The organism is Parabacteroides sp. B2-S-102 (assembly GCF_023656665.1).
GTDB classification, from domain to species: domain Bacteria; phylum Bacteroidota; class Bacteroidia; order Bacteroidales; family Tannerellaceae; genus Parabacteroides; species Parabacteroides distasonis.
The window spans coordinates 130,921-157,139 of record NZ_JAMOKM010000011.1 but is presented as its reverse complement, the minus strand read 5'-3'; the positions used below and the strand labels follow the sequence as shown (position 1 = coordinate 157,139).

14 protein-coding genes and 1 tRNA gene are annotated in these 26,219 nt (G+C 44.9%); 3 read left to right on the top strand and 12 right to left on the bottom strand.

Annotated features, from left to right (window positions below):
- The first annotated feature begins 482 nt into the window (after positions 1-482).
- Positions 483-2,543: an alpha-L-fucosidase gene (locus tag NBH07_RS14720; RefSeq protein WP_005864201.1), complete on the top strand. Its 2,061-nt coding sequence runs from the start codon at positions 483-485 to the stop codon at positions 2,541-2,543.
- An 86-nt stretch (positions 2,544-2,629) separates the two neighbouring features.
- On the opposite strand, the gene NBH07_RS14715 is transcribed toward NBH07_RS14720, so the two are convergent.
- The 8 genes from NBH07_RS14715 to NBH07_RS14680 all read right to left on the bottom strand — a co-directional run bounded on the left by NBH07_RS14715 (position 2,630) and on the right by NBH07_RS14680 (position 16,459).
- Entirely contained in the window at positions 2,630-5,458 is a 2,829-nt protein-coding gene (locus tag NBH07_RS14715) for an ATP-binding protein (protein ID WP_146334500.1), read from the bottom strand.
- Positions 5,459-5,680: 222 nt separating this feature from the next.
- On the bottom strand, positions 5,681-6,655 hold the full coding sequence (locus NBH07_RS14710) for a sugar phosphate isomerase/epimerase family protein (RefSeq protein WP_005860854.1): 975 nt from the start codon (positions 6,653-6,655) through the stop codon (positions 5,681-5,683).
- Between the two features lie 17 nt (positions 6,656-6,672).
- Positions 6,673-8,355, bottom strand: a complete 1,683-nt coding sequence (locus NBH07_RS14705) for a carboxylesterase/lipase family protein (protein ID WP_057317562.1) — start codon at positions 8,353-8,355, stop codon at positions 6,673-6,675.
- A 13-nt stretch (positions 8,356-8,368) separates the two neighbouring features.
- A complete protein-coding gene (locus NBH07_RS14700; protein WP_005860849.1) occupies positions 8,369-9,940 on the bottom strand; it encodes a RagB/SusD family nutrient uptake outer membrane protein in 1,572 nt (523 codons plus the stop codon).
- Between the two features lie 24 nt (positions 9,941-9,964).
- Positions 9,965-12,928, bottom strand: coding sequence for a SusC/RagA family TonB-linked outer membrane protein (locus tag NBH07_RS14695; RefSeq protein WP_156682775.1), 2,964 nt, complete (start codon positions 12,926-12,928; stop codon positions 9,965-9,967).
- Positions 12,929-13,070: 142 nt separating this feature from the next.
- Positions 13,071-14,411 (bottom strand): Gfo/Idh/MocA family oxidoreductase, encoded by a 1,341-nt coding sequence (locus NBH07_RS14690; RefSeq protein WP_048928747.1) that lies wholly within the window; start codon positions 14,409-14,411, stop codon positions 13,071-13,073.
- Positions 14,412-14,437: 26 nt separating this feature from the next.
- A complete protein-coding gene (locus NBH07_RS14685) occupies positions 14,438-15,205 on the bottom strand; it encodes a 3-keto-disaccharide hydrolase (protein ID WP_005860843.1) in 768 nt (255 codons plus the stop codon).
- Between the two features lie 165 nt (positions 15,206-15,370).
- On the bottom strand, positions 15,371-16,459 hold the full coding sequence (locus tag NBH07_RS14680) for a disaccharide 3-dehydrogenase (protein ID WP_005860841.1): 1,089 nt from the start codon (positions 16,457-16,459) through the stop codon (positions 15,371-15,373).
- Between the two features lie 257 nt (positions 16,460-16,716).
- Here NBH07_RS14680 and NBH07_RS14675 point away from each other — a divergent pair, with 257 nt between their 5' ends.
- Entirely contained in the window at positions 16,717-20,664 is a 3,948-nt protein-coding gene (locus NBH07_RS14675) for a two-component regulator propeller domain-containing protein (RefSeq protein ID WP_156682778.1), read from the top strand.
- Between the two features lie 4 nt (positions 20,665-20,668).
- Here NBH07_RS14675 and NBH07_RS14670 read toward each other — a convergent pair whose 3' ends face one another.
- Positions 20,669-21,511 carry a LytR/AlgR family response regulator transcription factor gene (locus tag NBH07_RS14670; protein WP_156682774.1) on the bottom strand — a complete coding sequence of 281 codons (843 nt, stop codon included), beginning with the start codon at positions 21,509-21,511 and terminating at the stop codon, positions 20,669-20,671.
- 179 nt (positions 21,512-21,690) lie between these two features.
- Here NBH07_RS14670 and NBH07_RS14665 point away from each other — a divergent pair, with 179 nt between their 5' ends.
- The gene (locus NBH07_RS14665) at positions 21,691-22,836 is read left to right on the top strand and encodes a DUF6051 family protein (RefSeq protein ID WP_022192278.1); all 1,146 of its coding nucleotides are present in this window, start codon (positions 21,691-21,693) and stop codon (positions 22,834-22,836) included.
- A gap of 109 nt (positions 22,837-22,945) precedes the next feature.
- Here the strand turns inward: NBH07_RS14665 and NBH07_RS14660 are convergent.
- The 3 genes from NBH07_RS14660 to NBH07_RS14650 all read right to left on the bottom strand — a co-directional run bounded on the left by NBH07_RS14660 (position 22,946) and on the right by NBH07_RS14650 (position 26,090).
- A tRNA-Ile gene (locus NBH07_RS14660) sits at positions 22,946-23,019 on the bottom strand.
- A gap of 77 nt (positions 23,020-23,096) precedes the next feature.
- Positions 23,097-24,222, bottom strand: a protein-coding gene (gene prfB, locus NBH07_RS14655) for a peptide chain release factor 2 (RefSeq protein ID WP_146334499.1) whose coding sequence is annotated in 2 segments (ribosomal slippage) — positions 23,097-24,158 and positions 24,160-24,222 — 1,125 coding nt in all. Because the reading frame shifts where the segments join, the coding sequence is not laid out codon by codon here.
- A gap of 62 nt (positions 24,223-24,284) precedes the next feature.
- Complete coding sequence (locus NBH07_RS14650; protein WP_009018679.1) at positions 24,285-26,090, bottom strand: AMP-dependent synthetase/ligase; 1,806 nt, start codon at positions 26,088-26,090, stop codon at positions 24,285-24,287.
- Positions 26,091-26,219 lie beyond the last annotated feature (129 nt).

The following is a 26,219-nucleotide window of genomic DNA, read 5'->3' as shown; positions in this document are numbered from 1 at the left end:
ACCCAAGGATACCTCCACGTTTCCATCATTTCTGAAGCGCCGTTCTCTCTCGAATGCGGGTGCAAAAGTAATGCTATAAAACATACGGTCCAAATTTATCGGGCATTATTTTTCAAGTTTTTTACGGCAACGGATATCGGGTACATTATAATATAGGATACGCAAAAATACCGACTGCTCACGGAAACGATATAGCCGGTACCCTTGCCATCATAGCGGCAATACTGTGCCACTACGATGGCACGGCCCTGCCACACGGATGGCACAGCGTTGCCACTGTGATGGCACGACCGTGCCAAAGGCGATAAATAAACTGGCACTGCAAACAATTGATAAACAAACATATGCTAGCATGAAAATTTCCCCAGAGGAGACATCTAAAAGACAGGGGACTTTATCTTTTATCTAGATATCTAAAGACAGAATAAAAATCTGCCGTTTTTTTTCATATATTTGAGGTCTCATCTAAATATAAACAAATAATGAAGCACTTGAGTTCCTCTATTTTATTGGGGCTTGGGTTGTTTTCCTTCTTCTCCTGTAAAGAAGCGACAGCGCCCGCCCCTATCCTGCCCGTTCCCACGCCGGCACAAGTTGAATGGCATAAGATGGAAACATACGCCTTTGTCCATTTCGGATTAAATACGTTCAATGATCTGGAATGGGGTTACGGAAACACTCCCGCCTCCACATTCAATCCAACGGATCTGGATTGCGATCAATGGGCGCAAACAATCAAAGCCGCCGGATTGAAAGGCGTAATCTTAACCACCAAGCATCACGACGGTTTCTGTCTATGGCCTACCGCCACAACCGAATATAGCGTAAAGAATTCTCCTTGGAAAGATGGCAAAGGGGATATGGTAAAAGAACTATCCGATGCTTGTAAGAAACACGGGCTGAAATTCGGTGTCTATCTCTCCCCTTGGGACAGAAACAGTGAGAATTACGGACAACCGGGGTATGTAGAGAAATTCCATGCCCAATTACATGAATTAGTCTCCAACTATGGCCCGTTGTTCGAATACTGGTTTGATGGGGCAAACGGTGGCAATGGCTGGTATGGCGGCACGAATGAAACCCGTGCTATAGACGCCAAGACCTATTATCAATATGAGCGGGCACGAGACACGATCAAGGCGCACCACCCGGACATCATGGTTTTCGGAGGGACAGTACCCGATATCCGCTGGATCGGTAACGAGGAAGGTTGGGCCGGTGATACCCAATGGAGCATCTTCGCCCCGGAACCCTCCATGCCTACTTTCCAACAGAGTGTATGGGGAGATGAGAACGGACCGATGTGGCTAGGTGGAGAATGCGATGTATCTATCCGTCCGGGATGGTTCTATCACTCCCGGGAAGATCACCAAGTCAAATCTCTGGCAAAATTAGTCGATCTTTATTACCGAAGCGTCGGGCATAACGCCAATTTCCTATTGAACTTCCCCGTAGCGTTGAACGGAAAAATAAGTCCGGTAGACTCCGCCCGTGCCGTACAATGGTATCAAACCATCCAAAATGACTTTAAGGAGAATCTGTTGAAAGGATGTTACGTACAAGCGAGCAATAAAAGAGGACGTAATTTTAGTCCCAATAAGGCAGTAGATGGGGATTGGGATACCTATTGGGCTACGGACGATGGAGTAACCAGTGGTTCATTGACTTTCACGTTAACCCATCCTACCGATGTAAACCGCTTGGTAATACAAGAATATATCCCATTAGGACAACGAGTACGCTCGTTCAATATCGAACTCGAGCAAGGGGGTAAATGGATTCCGGCACAGACTGTGGATTCTACGACAACTGTCGGCTATAAACGAATTGTCCGTTTCCAGACTGAGAAAGCGGAGAAGATACGCATCAACTTCACGGACGCCCGCGGGCCGCTTTGTATCAATAACGTGGAGGCATACCTTGCCCCCGCCTTGGTGACCGAGCCAACGATTGCCCGTAATATCAATGACGAGGTAACCATACAGGCCGGGGATAAAGGCTCCGAGGTTCATTATACCACCGACGGTTCAGATCCGACCAAGGACTCACCGCTTTATCAGGCGCCATTCGCTTTCGCTCAAAAAGGAACTGTCAAGGCGATTGCCTATGATCCGACTTTCGATACAGTCAGTCCGGTTTCCGCGCAAACGTTCGATATTCCTGCTTGTGATTACACGATCGTATCACCGAAAGATGAGAAAACCAGCCTGATCCTAGACGGAAACGGCTACACGACCTACTATTTGCCACAAGGGAAACAAGAGTTAGTCGTACAATTAGCGAAAGAAATGCCTATATCCGGATTCCGCTACACCCCGAACCAAGGACGTGACGCAAGCGGTCATATCTCCAACTATCAATTATATATTAATGGAAAGAAGGTGGCCGAAGGCGAATTCTCCAATATCAAGGCTAACCCGATCGAGCAAGTCGTACATTTCCCGATAACGAAAGGTAACCAAATCCGTTTGGTCGCAACCCGTATCGTAGATAATAAAAAGCAAGCGGGTATCGGTGAATTCTCGGTAATTACGGAAAAATAAAGAATATCTAATAAAAGCAGAAGGGACCGCCTCGAAAACCTAATTTCCCGAGGCGGTCCCTTTTTATTTATTCATCGATCCTTTATTTATCCTTGAAGGTATCGGTTCATTTGTTTATACACGGCACGTATATCCAACGGCTTAGATATATGAGCATTCATACCGGCTTCCCTACTTTTCTGCACATCCTCAGCGAATGCGTTGGCTGTCATAGCGAAGATAGGAACCTTTTGAGCATCAGAACGCCCCAATGCCCGGATACATCGGGTAGCCTCATAACCATCCATATGCGGCATCTGCACATCCATCAATATCAAATCATAATATCCTTCGGCAGATTCCTTAAACTTCTCTACGGCCTGCACCCCGTCCTCAGCGCTCTCCACCGAAGCACCGGTAGCTCCGATCAATTCCTCCGCAATCTCCCGGTTAAGCTCGTTGTCCTCAACTAATAAGATCCGTTTACCTTTGAAATCATAATCAATCACATAACAATCTTTCGCAAGATCATCCCTCCCATTGATGTCGGAAAAACGAGCGAGTTCACCCGACTCTTTTACTTTGCCGAAAGGCAAATCAACCGTGAATGTGCTACCACTCCCCTGCACGCTCGTCACATGTATACTACCACCCATCAATTGCGTGAAACGCTTAACAATAGAAAGCCCAAGCCCCGTACCTCCATATTTATAAGTGACATCCACATTTTCCTGTTCGAACGATTCGAAGATTTTATCATAATTCTCCTCGGCTATACCACATCCCGTATCGATTACCTCGAAACGAAGGTAAACATTCTCTTGATCCTCACCTGTTTTAGATACCCGAAGTTTAATTATTCCCTTGGCCGGCGTAAATTTCAACGCATTCGATAACAGGTTAGAGAGAACTTGATTCAAGCGCAAGGAGTCTCCTATAATCTGTACTTCCAGATCACTAGCCAATACCGTCTCATAGCTGATCCCTTTACTCTTGGCCTGCTCGCCATACAGATTTTCAAAGTCCTGCAAGAATGCCCGGAAATTAAAGCTCTCATGTCGAAGTTCCACTTTTCCGCTTTCTATCTTCGACATATCCAGCACGTCGTTAATGAGAGCGAGAAGATGCTTGGAAGACATGATTACTTTCTCAAGACAGTCCTTTATCTTATCGGTATTATCTATGTTTTGCATGGCGATAGTACTCATACCTACAATTCCGTTCATCGGCGTACGGATCTCATGACTCATCCGGGAAAGAAACTCGCTCTTCGCCAAGTTAGCCGCCTCAGCCCGTTTCAGGTTGCCCTGTATCACGGTCGCTTTCATCCGGGCCCCTATAGCCAGCAGTAATGCCGTAAATAGCACCGACAGGACAAACATCACGATAAACATGAATTGTAAGGGATTCGCATATATAAAGTCCGTAAGAGAAAATTCACTCACGCCGATAGATTCCAGATTCCGATTGCGTATAACAGTCCTCTCGGACTCAGAAAGATTATTGATCGCCTTGTTGAGTATGGTAAGCAAATCCGGATCGACCGGGATAGGCAACGCGAAACTTATCGTACTCTGATCATTGACCAACGTTACGGGAGCAAGATTCGTAAAATGATAGCGCAAGATATCCTGTTCCATCCTAGAGGACAAACCATAAATAAAATCAGCCTCACCATTATTGACAGCAAATAACGCCTCCTTAATACTCGGATAGAACCGTATCTTCTCCACCGATATACCACTCGGCAATCGTTGATTTTCCACTAAGGCTCCAACCAGACCCGGTGCGGGATAACTACATGCTTTATTGCGCACTATGATATTGTTAGCACTCACATAAGAGGCTGAAAGCGCAAGTCCTAGCTGGGCCGCATCGTTCTCATCTCCCAAGAAAAAACCTAAGATATCGGCATCCCCTTGCTGTATCAAACGGATCGCATCAGCATAATTTTTCGCATATACATACGAGAATCGTAGCCCTGTGAAACTTTTAATCTCATCCAGTACATCCGCCATGATACCCGTATGGTTCTTCAGCGGCGTTTCTTTACAATACAAAGGATACCAATTCTCAGGTACGGCTACCGTGATCGTTTTCCTCTCATTGACATACTCCAGATCCCGGTCGCTCAGTTGGATGTTTACGAGCCGGTCTGGGAAATTAACGGCATAACGTTCCGCCGCAAAATTAGGATTGGCATCCAATATCCGTTCCAAAGCCATATTCAAACCATCCAAGACTTCTTTATTACCCGGATTGGTCACGATATAATAAGGCTGAGAGTCATATGCCACGACTACACGGACAGAATCGCTAATATGGGCAACATTATTTAGTAACAAATCGATCTCACCTTTAGCCAGATAGGGATATAACCCGATTTTCCCCACCATATCTTCCTGTTTGTAATATCGGATATTACAATACAATCCGTTGATAGCCATAAACTCTTTGAGACGGCGAATGTTCTCCCTTGCATTCTCATACACACCGATGGTTTTACCATTCATACTCTCCAAATCATAACTATGGATAGAGCGATCATCAGATCGGGCAAGTAATAATGAACGGCTATATCCCATATTATAGTTCGGATAAGCATAATATTTCTCTAAAGCGGGTATATAATAGTTTCCACCCATCAACTCGTACTTACCCTCAACAAATTCATTCAACATAGCCGGTCCCTTCGTATCTATGTACTCGTATTCCCAACCGGTATATTTGGCGATCTCATTGAGATAATCTACGAGCATACCATGATGAGTACCATCTTCGGCCGTCCAACTCATGCCATCTACCTGCGGAAAGGCAACCCTAAGTACACGTTTTTCACTTGTCCGCGCTAACACAGACAAATTAAACGCTAGCATTATAAATACTAACAAACCTATAGCTATACCATGACTCACATATCTCTGAAGTAAGTTCATTATAATGTATATCTTTTATTACCGGCTTTTCCGATGATAACAACCCCCATAACCCTCCGCAAAACAACTGTTTATTTTGGATGTACGCAAATATACTACTTTTTATATCACAGCGGATTATAAAATAATTGATTTTTAAGAGAAGATACTATAAAAACAGAAGGGACCGCCTCGAAGGTAAAACACCTCGAGGCAGTCCCTTTCCTAAATCCCAACAAACTTTTATCCCATCGAACTATTGATTACCTGTGTGGTTTTCTCAAAACTCTTCCTTAAGACCTCCTTTACATCCATGGTTTCCCAATATCCCTTATTAAAAAGCTCTACGGATAACCCACCCCGGAAACCGGAGTCGTATAGCAAAGGAAGTACTTTATTAAACGGGCAAATACCATCTCCCGGAAACACCCGATCCGAATCTCTCAACTCCGTACGAGGAGGCAACTCCGGATAATCGTTGATATGAAAAACCGGAAGGATCTTCCCATTTATCAAGCGTAAACTATCAAAACTATTTCCTCCTCTGTACAAATGGTAGAAATCCAATAAGACGGAAGCCCGCGAATGCCCGGAGGCGATCGCTATCGCCATGGTATCCGATAATTGATTCAGAACCCCGGCCCCCCATAGTTCCAATATCGGAGTGACACCCATCTCATCCCCTAAATCCAGTATCGCCCGATAGCGTTCGGAATACTCCGGCAACCGTGTACGATCCAATTGAGTAACTCCTTGAGCAGGAGCGGCGATAAATTTACCGCCCAATCCCGCTACCATCTCCATATCATGCCGCATTTGGTTTAGCCCTTCCTTCCGTTTCGAAGGATCATCGGCAAACCACGAGGCAAAACCGATCATATTCTCCAATAAAAGTCCGGAGCCTTCCAGCTGACGCCTGAGTGTCTCATAAGTTCCCCCTTGCTTTACGAACGCATCCACATCACGGGTCCATAACTCAATTCCCTCAAAACCAGCCTCGGCACATAAATCAATCTGTTTTTGAACAGGAAGTTTATAACCCGCTATCGTAGAGACATTGAGACAGACACGGAAAGGACGTTTCGAAGAGGATGCTTCGGGTGATGGCTCCTCTTTTTTCTTCGGAGCGCAAGAAGCCAAGCCTGCGAACGTACTGCCCAAAACCGCCAGACCGGTAGTCCGAAGCATATTACGTCTTGAAATCTTTTTCTCAAGCATAACACTCTCGTTTTAAATTAAACCTCCAAAGATTTACGGGCCTCCCGATCCGGATCATTCCGAGCCTCACACGTATTATTCAAGATCATCACCTCTCCATTTTCTTCCGTGTATTTCGGCCAAGCGGGTAACTCTCCTCCGTTCGGATCTCCTGTCCGCATGAAATTCAACAAAGCGCCAGACATCTTATCTGACAACGCACGAGGTACCTTACCTCCACCCGTATGAGTAAACATCCGATCCGTATTTTTAAACCAGAAACAGATATCCGAGCAATGGAACGCACGCATACGGTTATTAAACAAGGGCGGACACCAGCCAAACCAAGCTACATACACAGGCTGGCCTTGCTTTAATTTTGCGTTAGCCGCCTCAACCACTCGTTGACGGGAAGACAAAATCATCGCCCAAAGCTCCATCGGAGTCTTATCCGGGAAATTCTTGGCGAAAGCCTTCACGATCGATTCCGCTTTATCACCATATTGACTTCTCAGTTTCTCGATCACACCGTCTTGAGTGATTTTTTCCAAGGCCGCATCCGCCCTGTTCGGGTTCCATTCATGGAAAGTCGTACAGAATATCATCGGGACGACAGGAGACTCCAAATGGCTCTCACCGGAGTAGAATACACCGGCCGGAATATTCCGGTCATCAGCAACAGGGCCAAAAGTCCGTCTCATGCTAATCCCTTGATCTTCCCAGCACTTTTTACAAGCCCTATCCGCTATATCCAAATATTCCCGCCAAGGTATTCTTTGCAATTTATCCAGTTGGGAAGCGGTCAGCCCCGCTTCTCTCAAAATATATTCTCCCACCTTCCGGGTCATCACCTGATCGGAAGCTCCTACCGTAGATCCACTTAAAGCCACGGCTCTATGGATCAAACCTTTTGCCGCCGGCATAGCGGCTACTGTACAGACCTTAGAACCTCCTCCGGATTGTCCCATAACCGTTACGTTCCCGGGATCTCCACCGAAATTGGCGATATTATCATGAACCCATCGCAAGGCGGCAATAATATCTAACATCCCCACGTTTCCGGAATCCTTATACGCTTCTCCACCAACACCAGATAAGTCAGAGAAGCCAATCGGCCCCAACCGATGATTAATGGAACAGAATACGATATTTCCTTCCCGGCTTATATTCTCTCCATGATATCCATCCTGCTCGATCCCACTACCATTTGTAAAACCGCCGCCATGCAGCCACACCAATACGGGACGTTTCTTACCATCCGCAATGCCCGGTGTCCATACATTTAAATATAAGCAATCCTCACTCACATCCCAGTAGTTCCAATGATCGGCAAAAGTTCCGTAATTATTGGGCCACCGGTTCTCCATACGTTGCGGCGCCGTATTCCCATAAAAAACCGCAGGTCTCACATCTGTCCACGGCTCTGGCTTTTGGGGAGGCATAAAGCGATTTTTTCCCGACGTATCAGCCCCATAAGGAACCCCCAAGAACGTATATACATGATTCAGCAGATATCCCTGCACCTTCCCATACTCTGTCTGGGCAATGGCGATATCGTCACCGATAAATAAAAACTGTCCATCCTCTCCTTCCTTGACGTTTTGTTTAAGGGAGGAATCCCCGGACGGGGCACATGAGGAAGCCGTTACCAAGCTTCCCATGCTTAAAGAGGCTGTGCCCAGTCCTAGGTTTTTCACGAATTGTCGTCTATCCATATGCATAAAAACACAACTATTAATATCCCGGATTCTGTTTCCAAGATTGGTTTTTCGTAATCTGATCGTATGGTATCGGGAATAAATCACGCGAATTATTATTCAAGGCTTCCTTAAATGTCCAGCTACCTTTAGCGAACTTATCCCAACGAACCAAGTCTTGACGACGCCAACCTTCCCAAGCAAATTCACGGCCACGTTCATTGATCAACTCATCCAACGTTAATGTTTCCGGAGTATACACGGGCTGATTTGCCCTTTCACGTATTAACTGGAATGCAGGTTCCGCACACAAAGCTGATAAAGTAGCGGCATTACCACCTCTCAAAATAGCTTCAGCCTTCATATAATAGATATCAGCTAAACGATATAAAACAAAATCATTGTTCATATTACCAGTCATACCCAACTCATATTCATACTTCTGAATACGAGCACCTTCCCAACGATAAGCGGCATTAATAGAAGATACCTCAATAGTCAATTCCAATTGTTTTCCCGGATTATCACCATCCTCAACAGGCTCTCCCGTGACCTTATCATAAATCAAACCGTAAATAAAAGTCGCCTTTTTCCGGGTATCGTCATCTTTATATAAAGCAAGGAAGTCCGGAGTAGCGCAACCTCCATTCCAACCGCCCACATTTATACCCCACATCTGGCGAGACTTGGGATGTCCGGAGAATTTATGGAAATGAAACTCGTAGTCTCCATTTGAATTGATACCATTTTGCATCGGTACCACGAAAATATTTTCTTTACAAGACTCATTCGCCACTTTAAATGGAGCGGAGAAATCAGATACGACCTCATAATATCCAGAGTTAATCACTTTATCGCAATACTCTATCACTTTATTCATATCGTCCTTATCGTAAGAAGAGGCCCCTTTGAACACCTTTGCGTTCAAATATAGTTTTGCCAACATCGTATAAGCCATCGATTTCGTACATCTTCCATAATTCTCGGCAGACGGAGCGTCATCCAAATATTCCATATTATCTAAGATACAATCTACGACTTTCTGATAAAGCTCAGGACGGCTTGTCTGAGGAGAAGCCGTGATTTCACTCTCATATGTATCGATATAAGGAACATTCCCGAATAAATCCAGTAAGATAGAATAATAGAAACATCTCAAGATGACAGTCTCCGCACGATATTTATTATAGATATCGACATCCATCTCCTCTTTATATGTATCCAAGTCGTAAACCACACGGTTACATGTCGTTATTCCAGAAAATACGGAAATCCACACATTATTCAATGCATCCAGATTGTATTGCCATTGATGACGATGGAAATCCTGCCATACCCCTCCGTCATACCAGTCATTACCCGGCGCACGAGTCGGAACAACACATTCATCCGAGGAAACAGTCTGCAACCCCCATACTCCCCAGTGATTCTGATAAGCCTGCAATTCCGCATAGGCAGCACCTACCGCTTGCGGAATCAAAGAAGGATCCGCATAAAAGTCATTTGATACCATTTGTCCCGTCGTATCTTCATCCATATCCGTACAAGAAGGAGCGATAACCAAGAAACAAATCATTGATACTATATATATTAAACTATATTTTTTCATAACCTTCGATATTTAGAGTATCCATTAAAACGTAACATTCAAACCAAGAATAAAAGAACGGCTAGCCGGATAATAACGAGTCCTCTCAATACCCATATTATCTAATCCTACCATATCAACCTCCGGGTCGATACCCTTATAGCCTGTGATCGTAAACAAGTTCTGACCAGTCAAGTACAAACGTAAGTTTTGCATGAAACCTAATTTCTTCACCGGCACATTATAACCCAATGTGATATTGTCCAACTTCACAAAAGAACCATCCTCCAAATAATAACTAGAGGCTTGAGCCGCATCTTGCAACGGGATATCCATTGCCGAAGCCAACATATTCTTCTCCTTTCCAGCCACATTCCGATTCTCCAATGCCATACGGCTTACATTATATACATCATTGCCTACGACAGCACGGAATGTAAACGATAAATCGAAGTCACGATATTTAAACTCGTTAGTCCATCCTGCTATAAAATCAGGTTGCGCATTACCTACGATCTCACGATCCTCATTATATGTAAAGTCACCACTACCATCGACATCCTTGAATTTCCATTTACCATCTTCCGTAAATCCCTCGAATACCGGCAAATAAAAATCACCGACCTTGCCACCCGGGACCAAACGAATCAATGGAGTCGAGTTCATACCTCCTAAATCACCATCCGACAAATAACCGGTCTCAATCCAGTCAGTCTGGAAAGTCTCATTACTTAATTTGTCCAATTTATTCGTGTTAAATGAAAAGTTAATAGAACTAGTCCATGAGAAGTTCTTATTCTGCACCGGGGTTCCGGAAACAGAGAATTCCAGACCTTTACTTGTAGCGTCGCCAACATTCGCCAACATAGAAGAATATTGATAAGGAGGAGTCGGAACCTTATATTTATACAACAAATCTGAAACCTTACGGGTATACAAATCAACGGTCACGTTCAAGCGGTTATTCAACGCTGCAAAATCAACACCTAGATTCCATTCGCCTTTCCGCTCCCATTTCAAATCCGGATTCTGGTTCTGTGTCGGCCCATAAGCATTGATCCATTGTTTAGAAGTATGATCATAAAAACGGCCTACCACTCCCATCATCGACAAAGACAAATAATTATCTGAAGGCATATTTCCTGTCACGCCATATCCCAAGCGCAATTTCAAATCGTTAATCCAGCTAGCGCTTTCCATAAAAGCCTCATTACCGATAGACCAACCGACACTTACCGCAGGGAAAGTTCCCCATTTATAATCCGCACCTAAACGAGTAGAACCCTCACGTCGTACAGACGCTGATAACAAGTAACGATTTCCCCAGTTATAATTTACACGGCCGAAGAACGAAACCAAATTATCTTGAGAAACCGAACCATCCATCATGCTTTGGCTAGGGTTATTAATCAAGTTACTACCCGCACCCAAATTATAGTAAGAATATACATCCGAATCAAAATTCGAGTTATTCATACCAAATGATTCCCGATAGTTATGCTCATAGGTATACCCACCTAATACCACCAAATGATGTTCTCCAAAAGATTTTACATAGTCGATCGTCGTCTCCAGTGTTTTATTAAAACGAGTATTAAAACTCCGAGATGCTGACCCGAAACTAGAAGTGTTAAATACCTCTCGTGAGGTATAAGTACCCTTATTTATATCAGAGTATTTCAATGAGCCAAAAGCTTGCGCACGAAGTCCTTCCAAAATGTTCCAAGTTACACGAGCAGACCCTTGGAAAAGTCCGCCTTTTGTACGACGGTCACGCTGCATAATATAAGCCACCGGATTTGAATATCCCTGAATATCCAGCGCATAATACCCTCCGGCATCTATCGTTCCCGTCTCGTCGTATACGGGTGCCGTAGGATTATAATAATACGCATGCTTAAAAGCGGAATAATCATCATAGCTGGAATTCTCACCTTCCCGGTCAAAACGACGATAAGTAGCGTCGTATGCTATTTGAATCTTTTTATCGAATAAATTCTGATTAGCGGAAAAACGAGCGATCATCTCATTGAACCCTGACTTAAGAGCGATACCTTGATTATTTCGATAAGATACAGAAGCCCGGTAATTAAAATCGGTCGTACCTCCTGTCAATGCCAAGTTATGCGAATGGGAGAACGGAGTTCGGGTAATCTCATCCATCCAATTCGTATCATATCCCCGGTCGTTTCCCCCATTTGCCAAAAACTGGTCACGATCCATGACTTCCAATTGATTGGCTATGGAAGAGATAGACATATATCCATTGTAGGTAACGCTCATCTTCCCGGCAGAACCTCGTTTTGTCGTAACCAAGATAACGCCATTCGTTCCACGGGTTCCATATATCGCCGCCGCTGAACCATCCTTCAATACATCGATACTTTCAATATCATCTTGTGGAATAGCGGATAAATCCCCTTGAGGAATACCATCAATGACGATCAACGGAGAAGTATTACCGGTTAAGGATGAAGTTCCGCGTAATTGGAACTTATACTCTCCATTCGGGTCGCCGGCATTTGGTTTGGATATATTCAAACCTGCCACTTTACCTTGCAACATACCCATTGGGTCAGACTGTACGCCCTTAATCAAGTCTCCCTCCTTCAAGCCTGCAACAGAGCCGGTCAATTCTTTCTTTTTCTGAGAGCCATATCCCACGGCTACCACTTCTTGAAGTCCGATACTTTCTTCCTCCAAGCTCACATTTATCGTGTTCTTGCCATTTACCGGAATCTCCGCGGTCTTATATCCAATATAAGAAACGATCAATACGGCATTTGATGATACATTCGAGATCTGATACATACCGCTTATATCAGAAATCGTACCGTTAGTCGTTCCTTTCACCGCTACATTGGCGCCAATGATCGGTTCGCCTGTCATAGATTCCTTTACAACTCCTTTTACTGTAATCGTTTGCGCCATCATGGGAAAGAATAACGCCAAACTAACGATCAAAAACAGGGCCTTTCGAAGCCATACTTCCTTTTTTTGATTTTCCATAACTCATTCATTTAAAGTTGACATTGTTTTTACAAAAAACGACCGGAGATCTCAATGTGCTGTAATTCAATTCGTATGGTAATGGTTATATATAATAGAGTATTAAAATCCACCGGTCGTTGTTTTTAAGCATTCAATCGCATTAAACTTTCGGGAATTGCCACGGGCTTCTATAGCTCCGCTTCAAATACGCGTCCGCTTTCGGATTATCCACAAACTTACGAGCTTGCGGATCATACACAACACGAGTTCCCGTCAAATATGAGATATTAGCCATATGGGCTAGGATCGTCGCGAAAGCCCCTTTCTCGATCGGGCTGTTCGTCTCAATAGATTTATTTAATATACACTTACACCAATTCGTCGCATGGGCCTCAATACCACCATCCTCGAACTTCCCGACAAGCTGGGCACGGTCGGTTAGTAACTCACCCTCCCGATTCTTCTCTGGAATCAATTCATAACCTTCACGATTACATACTAAGGTAGCTTTACTTCCGACCCAAGCTACCCCTTGATCCCGATTATAGAGATGAGCGACTTGTTGGGCCCATTCTATATGGAAATTCTTATACTGAAAGATCGTTGTCTGGCAACTGGGAGTCTCATTAAAAGAGGTAGGATCTTTATAAGCCGTAGAGAATACCGCCTCCGGATATTCACGGTCACACAATCCTAACGCTTTCAATCCATCGAACGCAGAGTCTATCCAATGCACTCCCCAGTCGGTTTGCTGACCGCCTCCATAATCCCAAAAACCACGCCATCCACGAAAACGGTAATTATTAAATGGACGCTCGGGAGCCGGGCCCAACCACATATTGTAATCTAATGTAGAAGGAACCGGAGAATCCGCTACGGCCGGACGTGGGTCCGTCGATTGGCAAAGCCATAGCTGAACTTTATAAACATCCCCCAACACACCGGATTTCAATATCTCATTAGCCGCCAAGAAATATCGTTGACTAGTCTGCCATAAGCCAGTTGTTACCACCCCTTTATATTTCTTTTGGAAATCCATCATCGAATGGCACTCCGGAATCGAATTACCAACCGGCTTTTCCACATAAATCGCCTTGCCCGCTTTTAAAGCCTCAGCGAAGATGTAAGGATGCCAATGATCCGGTGTTGCGATAATGACCCCGTCGATATCCTTATTTGCCAAGACTTCCCGGAAGTCACTATATGCCTTGATCGAAGTCGTTTGGTTCGGAAAGTCTTTTTTGAAACGTGCGATCTGCTCATCAAGTCTCACTTTGTTCACGTCGCACATGCCCACACAATGTACCCACGGATTATCAGTCAAAGCCCCTTGCAAATCACGGCATCCCATACCGACACCTATTACAGCGATATTCACCCGCCCATTTATAGTCTCTTCCTTATGAGAGACGGTAGGAGCTGCCGATGCCAAAAGAGGTGAGATACCTAAGCCGGCGGCCAACATCGTCGAGTTCTTTAAAAAATTCCTACGTGTAGTCATAAATCATTATTTTAAGGTTATACAATTTATAAATTACGAATCCATATATTACGGAAAGCCACTTCCACTCCATGATCTTGTAAGCTTAATGGCAGACGGCCATGCGCTACATATTTAGGTAAACCGGTATATGGGGTCGTTCCTTTCAGTACATAATTATTCTGTACTACGATACCGTTCAATACCACGGTAATCATAGCGGGAGATTCCAATTCATCGTTTGTCCCGAAACGGGGAGCTTTCCAATAAATATCATAAACCTGCCACTCATTTGTCTTCGTGAAAGCATTTACCAACGGTGCGCTTTGCTTATAAATACTGCCGACCCAGCCATTCACATACGTAGGATTATCCTCACAATCCAAAACCTGCACCTCATAACGGCTTTGTAACATAATGCCACTATTACCTTTCATCTGTAATGTATTATCCTTTCCCGGTGTAGGGGTCTTGAACTCGATATGTAACTGGCAATCTCCAAAATAATCTTTTGTCCGGATCGATCCGGTCCCGGAAGCCACAATCATCGCCCCATCCTTTACGGTCCATTTAGCGGGACCTCCATCTTTTCCCGCAGATTCCCACATAGAAAGATCTTTTCCATCAAACAGGATGATCGCATCGGAAGGAGCACCAGTTCCTACACCCGGCTTTACCTTAGGAGGAACCGGATAATACCATTCAGTACTCTCAGGTTTCCATCTTTCCGGTGGTCTTTGTTGTTGATTACTTTGTTGGGCGCTCATAAAAAACGCTCCACATAAAAGACTGATAAGAACAATCATTTTTTTCATGCTACATAGTATTAAATTAATGTTTCTATTTTCGCTCTATGAACAAGCTGCCGCAAATGTATCACGCATACGAAAATTCCTCTTTTTCTATTTTATCAAAATCGTTTCCGATTGTCGCATAATACAAGTTCCAGCCTGTTTCCCCCGGTCATTGAGAAAATCGTATCAAGAATGAGACAATTTTACATGGCGAAGCAAGCCATACCCTTCCGTCATATTCCGTCTTCTCTCCCGGATTTCCTCCAAGGTTTGTAGATTCCCGATAGAAGGCATCTCATTTCGTCTAGCGTTATCCAAAAATTTCCACGCATACTCGGAAGCGATAGCGGAATCACGCATCAGTGGTAGGCGGGAATTAAAAACACCGGTCCGTACGGAATCCGCAAACAAATCACATAGCGTACTTATATTTTTCCCTCCATAGGGCTTCTCGATCCGGTGTGTTTCATTAACACCTCTCAACTCCACAACCGCAGTCTTAAAATCATGACTCATCCGGGCGATTCCTTTCGTTCCTATTACATCTATGTAAGAGTTATGCGTTTGGTCTTTCGATAATTGTCCATACACATGCCCTTGTGTTATATCAAATACCACCCCGTTCTCAAATGTCCCGTGACATTGCAACCACCAAGGTTCGGGATAATCCCACATCCGGATCGCCTGCGCATGCCATGTCTTATACTCGCATCCGGCATACCACCGGGAAATGTCCACATAATGCATTCCGCAATCATGAAAAGACGGACCTTCATATTCATGACCTTCACCCGGAGCCAACCCCGGAGTCATATGGCAAATGCGAATGATCGCCAAATCTCCGATCTCTCCTCTCCGGATAAATTCTTTAATCGTATTATGGTACCAAGAATTACGCAAATACAAATTAACGGTCGAGAACAAACTTGAGTTTTCCACGCATTTCACGACCTCCCATTCATGCTCGATCGTATCTGCGACCGGTTTCTCTGAGATGACATGCTTGCCAAATGCCATTGCCTTCTTAATTTGCCTCAACCGGGAATCCGCCAATGTAAATAAACCGACCACTTGTACTTCCGGGTCCTCGAATACAACTTGCTCATCCGCTACGATTCGGGATGTCGGCGACTTTCTCCTTGCCAAATCTCGTGCCTCTGGGTCCGTATCGCAGATGTAAAGTACCTCCCATTGATCGCTCTTCCGCATCTCCTCCAAATAAAATCCACCCATGCGACCAAAGCCTATTATACCTACTTTTACTTTTTGATTCATATTCTATCTTTTAAAGATTCACACTGTTTTTGCCAAAATTAAAGCCCCTTGAATCAAACAGTATTGCACTTTTCTCTCAAAATTATTACCTATCGTCTCAACAAACAGTCTTGCAAGGAACGGCTTTTAAAGCCAAAAACTGAAGTCTGGACATTGAAACAAAATGAAAAACAATGATACGATACTGCTATGGAAAGTCTAGGAAAAGGCTTTATATTGCGCATGAAATACAAGGGAGATCTATGAAAAAAAACTTGATGAATTATTTATACGTCCTATTATTTGTAGTAACCGCAATAGAGCTCAACGCCCGGTCATACTACTTTAAATCCTATGAGGTAGAAGATGGATTAAGCAATAATAACGTGACATGTTGTGTGCAAGATCATTATGGCTTTATGTGGTTTGGAACACGGGACGGGCTCAATCGATTTGACGGGAACAAATTCCATATCATAAAAAATCAAACCAAGCAGAGAGGAACTTTAATAAGTAGCTGGATTACCGACTTGGCGATAAGCCCTTCCGGTGAACTCTGGGTGGGTACTAATATGGGAGTACAAAAATACGATTACCAAACCGATACTTTTTCCTTGATAAAGTTCACGAAAGGAATCGGCTGTACCTATCTGGAATTTGATCACCAAGGGAATCTGTGGATGCTGTTATCCGGCTTTTCCCTTATTAAATATAATGAGCAATCCGAGCTACACCAAAACTACCTGTATAAGGATAGTGATCCGATCACCTCTTTCTATATCACCCCCCAAGATCAGATCTGGGGCACCACGCTAAACGGCAATGTCGTCCTCTTAGACCCGACCGATAACAAATTCATCCCTCTAAATATCCATAACGGTAGCGACACCCTACATATAGATAATATGACGACTCTATGGGCATCCCCGTCCGATAATACATTACTGATAGGTACAAGCGATAACGGAGTCAAACAAGTCAATATACAAACAGGTGTTTGCCGAAATGTTCTTACCCAGCAAAAGAACAGCCCCCTCTATACCCGGGATATTTTCCAAGTGACAAACGACGAGGTATGGATCGCCACCTACAACGGTATCTATATCTACCAAATCCCCTCAAACAAGACCTTTCACATAGAACAAGACAAATGCGATCCATATTCACTATCCAATAACGCTATCAAACAGTTTTGCAAGGACCGGGAAGGTGGCTTATGGATCTGTACGGATAATGGGGGCATTAATTACCTTCCCCCTTATCTCAAATTCAAGAAAGACTACAATATACCCGGGCAAAAAACAATTAACGGTGATATTATCCATGATATTTGCCAAGACGCTAACCATAATATATGGATAGGAACCGAAGATGCTGGTCTCAATAAACTCGACATCCGTACGCAAACCTATAAGAACTTCCAAGATAAAGACGGTCTTTCCCAAAGCTGTATCCACGGGCTTACCGTGATTGGAGACTATCTATGGATCGGGACACACGCTAACGGGGTAGACGTGATGGATATCCGTACGGAGAAAATCATCAAGCATTATACGATCGCCCCGAATCCTTACGCCTCCCAAAACGATATCATCGTATATCTCTATAAAACCCGGAAAAATAACTTGCTCATAGCTACGGCATCCGGCATGTATCAATATAATCCGGAGAAAGATATTTTCGAGCCTCTCGATCAATTCCCCGGTAATTGCAGGATACAAACGATCTTCGAGGATCACGAAGGGGTTATATGGGCCGGAACATTCAATATCGGATTATATTATTTCGACCCAATCCGGCAAAAACACGGCGAATTTAAATTGGATTCCATAAACACGAACGCCAACCGGACGATCAATCACATCCATGAGGATACTAAAAACAATCTATGGTTCGCTACCGGAAACGGAGTGAAAATGTACGACCGGAATTTAAAGAGTACGACAAGATACACGACTCAAGACGGCCTACCCAGTAACGTCATTTACCGGATCGAGGAAGACCCTAAAGGCCACATGTGGATCAGTACCACAAATGGCCTGGCCGTACTTAACCCTGTCAATCAAGAGATCAAGGTGTTCAAAAAAGAACATGGGCTCCTGTCCAATCAATTCAACTATAACTCTTCTTTAAAAGCTAAAGACGGCAAATTATATTTCGGGACCTTGAAAGGCTTGGTCCGGTTCCACCCCGATAATATCCAACAGTTCTCTATCCAACCGAAGATTTATATGACACAAATCAATTATTCGGACCCCGACCATAATCTATTGAGGCAAAAAGACATCACTTTTAAAAAAGGGATCACCTTAGAACATAATCAGTCCACATTCTACATCGACTACACATCATTAAGCTACCAAGCCCCCAACCTCACCCAATACGCCTATTGCATGGAAGGGTTAAGTTCCAAATGGTATCATGTGGTGGGCGAGAACCGGGTTTATTTCACGAAACTACCGCCCGGTAATTATACGTTTAAGGTGAAGGCGGCGAACCTGTCCGGTATTTGGAATGATGAGCCGGCGATGTTCCAGATTACGATCCTTCCCCCATGGTGGCTCTCTACCAAGGCGTTAATCCTATATGGGATTATCGCTATCGGATGCGTAGTGTTGCTGATCTTTATCATTTCCCGGCATAATAAGGCCAATATACAGCAGAAAATACAGGAGTTCGAGAATGAAAAGGAGAAGGAGCTTTATCAAGCTAAGATTGATTTCTTCATCAATATCGCTCATGAGATACGTACGCCCCTGACTTTAATTAAAAGTCCTCTGGAGAAAGTAACACGGGACATCAAGCTATCTCCCAGCGCAAAGAATTATCTGACAATTGTGGATAAAAACGCGAACCGGCTACTGGATCTGGTGAATCAACTACTGGATTTCAGGAAGACGGAAATCGAGGGATATAAACTAAACTTCATACATACGGACATCATCGCATTGATGCAAGAGACCTTTGAGCGTTTCCACGACACGGCGGAGCAGGAGGCATTGCAAATGATTATCGAGTGTAACGTGAAATCTTTCTACGCCTTTATCGATAAGGAGGCTTGCACGAAGATACTCAGCAACCTCCTATCGAACGCTATTAAATACGCAAGAAGCAAGATCATCGTCCGGTTCGAGGCGCAAGATGGCGAGCGATTCACGATCGATATCATGAACGATGGAAAGCCCATCTCGGAGGAGATAAAAGAAAAGATCTTCGAGCCTTTCTACCGGGATGACTCCTCTATCCATAAATCCGGGACCGGGCTCGGACTACCCTTGGCCCGTTCTTTAGCGGAGATGCACGAGGGATCGTTGACGTTGGAGGAATCTCCGGCCGGGCTTATCATCTTTAGATTACGTTTGCCGGTGAACCAACCGAACTCATTAAAACTAGAGGAAGAGAAAGCAGAGGTCCTGACCAACCCTGCCAGCGAGCGGAAATATGTCACCCAAGAATCCCGCCCGACGGTTCTCGTGGTGGAAGATAACACCGAAATGCTCCATTTCATCGGTCAAGAGATCAATGTCCATTACAATGTTGTCACCGCCGGTAATGGCGAGGAGGCGATTGCCCGTCTTCAGGAATATGGCATCCAATTAATCATCAGCGATATCATGATGCCTGTCATGGATGGTTTCACCTTATTGAAAAAGATAAAGACTAATCTGGAGTTCAGCCATATCCCGATCATCCTCCTGACGGCTAAGAACACCTTACAATCTCGCATGGAAGGGCTTGAGCTGGGGGCGGACGCTTACATCGACAAACCTTTCTCCATGGATCTATTGCTTACCCAAGTGACGAACCTGCTGAACAACCGGAGCAATATGCGTGCCTATTATTTCAACTCGCCGATTGCCAATATCAAATCCATGGCTTACACGAAGGCGGACGAGAAGTTCTTGAAGAAACTGAACGATATCATCGACAGCCATATAAACGACGTGAACCTAGACGTGGACATGATAGCGGACTTGATGAATCTAAGCCGTCCGACCCTTTACCGTAAAATCAACGGCCTGTCGAACGTAACGCCCAACGAGTTGATCAAGATCAGCCGGCTAAAGAAAGCCGCCGAGTTAATCCTTCAAGGCGATATGAGGATTTACGAGATCGCCGAGGCGGTTGGTTTCAACTCGCAATCCTATTTCAGCCGGGCCTTCTCCAAGCAATTCAACATGAGTCCCTCGCAATACGCAAAAGAAAATAATATCGAATTGAAATAGCCCGCTAGGAAGAATAGGTCTGGAACCAGCGGGTTACCTTCTCGCTATACGTCTTGGAGATCGGGATATCGGGTACTTTCTCGATCCCCAGCTCCAGATAAACGCCCTCCTTCTCCCTGCGGATCACCTTCACTTGGTCGAAATTTACCATGAAAGAACGATGGCAACGGAGTACATTCGTATCAGCGAGGCTCTCCTCGATCGCCTTCAAGGAGTTGCGAAGCATAAACTTCGTGAGCTGCCCCTTATTCAGATACCAGATACAAACGTAATTATCCGCCGATTCAAGGTACAGCAGGTTACTTCGCTTCACGGAAAGGCGCAACTCGTTCTTCTCGTCATAGAAAGAGAAAACGCTTTGCCGAACCGCCGCTTCTGTCTGGTTCTCCTCCAACAATCGCAATTGCCGCTCTTTCTCTTTATAAGAGAAATACAGGTGCAGCACGGAATAAGGGAGCAATAAAACCAGACTGGTATTCACCGCCGAATCGTTAAAAACTTCCATATATTCTCGTTCCGGATTCAGTACCAACGTATAAATCGTATAGAAAAGCGACATGAAGAATATCTCCAGCACGATCCAGATCGCATAAGTCCGGACCGTGATAACATGCCGCTTCCCCCAATGGAACAGAATAATACGGCTCAAGACAACCACCAATACTCCCGTCAAGATAATCAAGCTAGAGAATACGAAGAACTTAAACTCCGAGACCTTATACCAAGAGGTGGAGCTAAACGGCTTGTAGATGTTGATAAACACCAACGCAAACAAGGCCGTCCACAGAATCAGCCTCACGATATTCTGCTTACCGTATATGTAACTTGGTATTTTTTGATCCCACATTCCCATCTTTTTGCCTCTATTTTGGAACAAATGTAATCATTTTCCCAGACGAAATTCACCCCTCTATAAAAGATTTCATCCCTAAATAACACTTTATGTCCCCAACAAAGCCCGTTTAAACCATTTATTTTGAAGAGATGTTTTTCTATTGTTTGTTTGCAGTAAAAAATCAGAGGATTATGGATATTTCACTTCGTACTAAGCAACTGAACAGTCTTTTCTCTTATGACAAAAAGACTGAATTGGAAGAGAGCCATCTGGAGATCATCCCGTTTCGCTTCACCCAGACCCGTGGCGCCAGCGAGATCGACGAGTTCCAGAAGGGACTTACCCCCACCGGATTCTGTCCGATGACAGACGATCGTATCCAAGAGAACAAATCTTTCTCATATGCCATATTCACGCCCTCTGGACGTAAAAAGAATAATGAGGCGATTATCCTGTTGCATGGCCTGAACGAGCGGACTTGGGAAAAATACCTCACATGGGCGGAATACCTCACCCATACGACCGGTAAGCCGGTCATCCTGTTCCCGATCGCTTTCCATATGAACCGTACCCCGGGATTATGGGCCAATCCCCGTGCGATCCTCCCTTGGGTAAGCAAACGCAAGGAGGAGATAGCGAACGTGACGAACTCCACCTTCGCCAACGTGGCCCTCAGCAGCCGGCTATCCCAAAACCCGTTACGCTTTTACGCCTCGGGCAGAGAGTCCGTTTATAATATGTGGCAATTGGTTCATGAGATCAAGAACGGCGAGCATCCTTTGTTCAAGGAAGATACGTCCATCAACTTATTCGCTTATTCCATCGGGGCGTTACTCTCGCAGGTCTTGTTATTAGCGAATCCGGACAAGATGTTTACGGACACCCGTTTATTCATGTTTTGCGGTGGCTCCATCTTCAGTGAGATGGATGGCAACGCCCGTGATATCATGGACAAGGAGGCGTTCGCCAAGGTACGCCATTACTTCCGGCATGATTTCTTGGAGAACCGTACGCTTCCCACCTCGTTCAAGAATGATTTTCTGGAGCAAGCCTTTAAGGCCATGGTACGTGAGGATGTGTTACGAGATTACCGGGAGTCGTTCTTCCAACGGGCTTGCGATCGTATTCGGGCGATCTCATTGAAAAAAGATATCGTTATGCCTACTGGCGGGGTGATCAAGGCTTTAGGAAAAGCGTCCGGCAAGATATTGGAAGAGCTGGATTTCCCGTTCGCTTACTCCCATCAAATCCCCTTCCCGACACACTCCCGTATCGATCCGGGCCTGATCAACCAAGCCTTTCATTCCATATTCACGAGGGCGGCGGCGTTTCTCTAAAGAGAACACAAATTGTGACCTCAAACACTCATATTCTTTTTTAGTTCATGCAGGTACAATAAAAAATCGCTAAATAACTAATATTACGTTATTTAGCGATCATCCATCGTGGTCCCACTTGGGCTTGAACCAAGGACTCCCTGATTATGAGTCAGGTGCTCTAACCAACTGAGCTATAGGACCTGTTCAGAGCTAGGCTCTGAAATCGGGTGCAATATTACGATTTATTATCGAGATATGCAAATGTTAAAGGGAAAAACTTATTTTTCCGCGCTTTCTTCTCCGGCGAACTCCATCAAGTATGCTTTGATGAAATCGTCGATCTTTCCATCCATCACACCGTTCACGTCGGAAGTCTGGTAGTTCGTACGATGGTCTTTTACGCGACGGTCATCGAATACGTAACTACGGATCTGCGAACCCCATTCGATCTTTTTCTTTCCGGCCTCCACCTTGGCCTGCTCGGCCATGCGATGCTGCAACTCCTTATCGTAAAGGATGGAACGCAATTGACGCATAGCGTTCTCACGGTTCTTGGGTTGGTCGCGAGTCTCGGTATTCTCGATCAAGATCTCTTCTTCCTCGCCTGTATACGGGTCCTTGAACTGATAACGCAAGCGAACTCCGGATTCCACCTTGTTCACGTTCTGTCCTCCGGCGCCGCCCGAGCGGAACGTATCCCAAGAGATAGCCGCCGTCTCTACCTTTACCTCGATCGTATCATCCACCAACGGGGTGACGAATACGGAGGCGAAAGAGGTCATTCGTTTACCTTGGGCGTTGTAAGGAGATACACGTACCAAACGATGCACGCCATTCTCGCTCTTTAGATAGCCATAGGCATAATCTCCCTCAATATTGAAGGTCACGGTCTTGATACCGGCCTCATCCCCTTCCTGATAGTTGGCGACAGAGATCTTATAACCGTTATTCTCAGCCCAACGCTGATACATACGCATCAACATGGAAGCCCAATCTTGGCTCTCGGTACCACCGGCACCCGAGTTGATCTTGAGCACGCAGCTCATTTGATCAGCCTCGTCGCGAAGCATATTGCGGAACTCCAAGTCTTCCAGTAAATGAAGGGCCTTCTTATAAGCCGCGTCCACCTCTTCCTCGGTGATAATCTCTTCCTTTACATATTCGTAAGCCAACTCTAGCTCCTCAGCCGCCGCATGTACCTCACTGTAAAGCTCGATCCATTTCTTTAGCTCCTTTACTTTCTTCATCTGGACTTCCGCACGTTTGGCGTCTTCCCAGAAACCGGGGTCTTGCGTACGTAGCTCCTCCTCTTCTAACTGAATGGTCTTGCTATCGATGTCAAAGATACCCCCTCAGCGCCTTATCGCGCTCCAACACGTCATGTAGTTGGTCTGATGTGATCATATGTTCTTTTCTTTTTTAAATTTACCGCGAAGATAAGAAATAGTTGATAGCCGACAAACTCGTTATTCCTCGTACATCGCCTCTATCTCGGTAGCGTACTTCTGCAATACGACCGGACGGCGCAACTTTAGCGTATCCGTCAGCTCACATCCCATCATGAAAGGTTCCGGCAACAAGGTAAAGCGCTTGATCTTCTCGTAAGAAGCCAAGTTCTTCTGATGCTCCTCTACCCTAGCCTCGATGAAACGAATGATATCCTTGTTCTTCACCAACTCCTCCCGGCTCTCGAACGAGATGCCTTTTTCCCCGGCGTACTTCTCCAACAATGGATAAACCGGCACGATCAAGGCGCTCACGAACTTACGTTGATCGCCGATAACAGCGATCTGCTCGATATAATTATCACCGCTCATCACCATCTCGATCGCTTGCGGCGCGATATATTTCCCGTTTGAAGTCTTATACAAATCCTTGATTCGTTCCGTAAAGAATAACGTATTACCCTCCAAACGACCAGCGTCGCCGGTACGGAAGAAACCATCTTCGGTGAAAGCCTTCTTCGTCTCCTCCGGTTTATTATAATACCCGGACATCACGGTCTTGCCTTTCACCAAGATCTCGTTATTCCCCGGATCTATTTTCACTTGAACTCCCGGCATTACCTCACCAATAGAACCAAACTGGAATCCGATCTCCGGGTAGAAACAAACCGTAGCCGTCGTCTCGCTCAGTCCATAACCATAAGCGATCGGGATATTCACGGACTGCAAGAACTCATTAACCGTATCCGATAACGGAGCGCCCGCCACCGGGAAAAACCGTCCACGCTCAATACCCAATACCCTTTTCAATAAGGTGAAAACCGTTTTATTGTAAAATTGAAACTTCAATTTCAAACCACACGGGGCCGGAATACCTTTATTCTTATACTCCAGATTATACTTTCGCCCGGTCTCGATAGCATCCAAGAAAATCTTCTTCATGGCCGGAGAGGCGGAGTTGATCTTCTCATGCACGCCCGCATACACCTTCTCCCAGAAACGAGGTACATTGCACATCAAGGTAGGATGAACCTCCGGCAATGTCTTCTGGATCATTTTCGGGTCTTGGTTGATAGCGATCGTAACCCCTTTATGGAGACAATAATAGCACCAAGCTTTCTCGAAGATATGAGTCATTGGCAAGAAACTCATGGATAGATCCTTGTCGGTTACCAGAGGCAGACGGACATCATGTATCCGCATCGCCTCCAGATAGCAAGAATGAGGAAGCATTACGCCTTTCGACTCACCTGTCGTACCGGACGTATATATAATGGTAGCCAGATCCTCCGGAACGGCTTCCGTCATACGTATTTTCACCGTGCTCTCCGCATGCGCGTTATCCCCCAAGCGCAAGAAATCATCAAAATAAATGGACGTCTTATCTTCCGGATTCATCTTGACCGCCGGATCAAAGACAACCAGACGCTCCAGATACTTAGAGTCCTTCTGTACCTTGAAAGCGTTATTATACTGCAATTGCTCACCCACGAACAACGTGCGGATCTTAGCGTCATTGATGATGTACTCGATTTGTCCCGGAGAATTCGTCGCGTACATCGGGATGGAAACCACCCGGTTACCATACGCTCCGAAGTCCGTATATAAACACTGAGGCATATTCTGGGAATAAACTCCGATATTCTCTTGTACCTTTATCCCGAACTCAGCCATCGCCTTGGCCGTAAGCATAACCTTATCGGAAAACTCCCTCCAAGAAATCTTCAACCATTTCCCCGTAGCGTTATCTCTATGTTTCAACGCTGTACGGTTCCCATATTTCTCTGCCTGACGGTGTATTAACTCGGCGAAATGATAATAAATCATAATTCCTTATTTTGAATTGATACCGCGAAAGTACGCTTTTCTCTTCTAAAAGACACGACATCAGTCCTTTTTTTACACATAATTGCTCTTTTTGTGCAAGTATTCGGTTAAATAATAATAATTCATAGT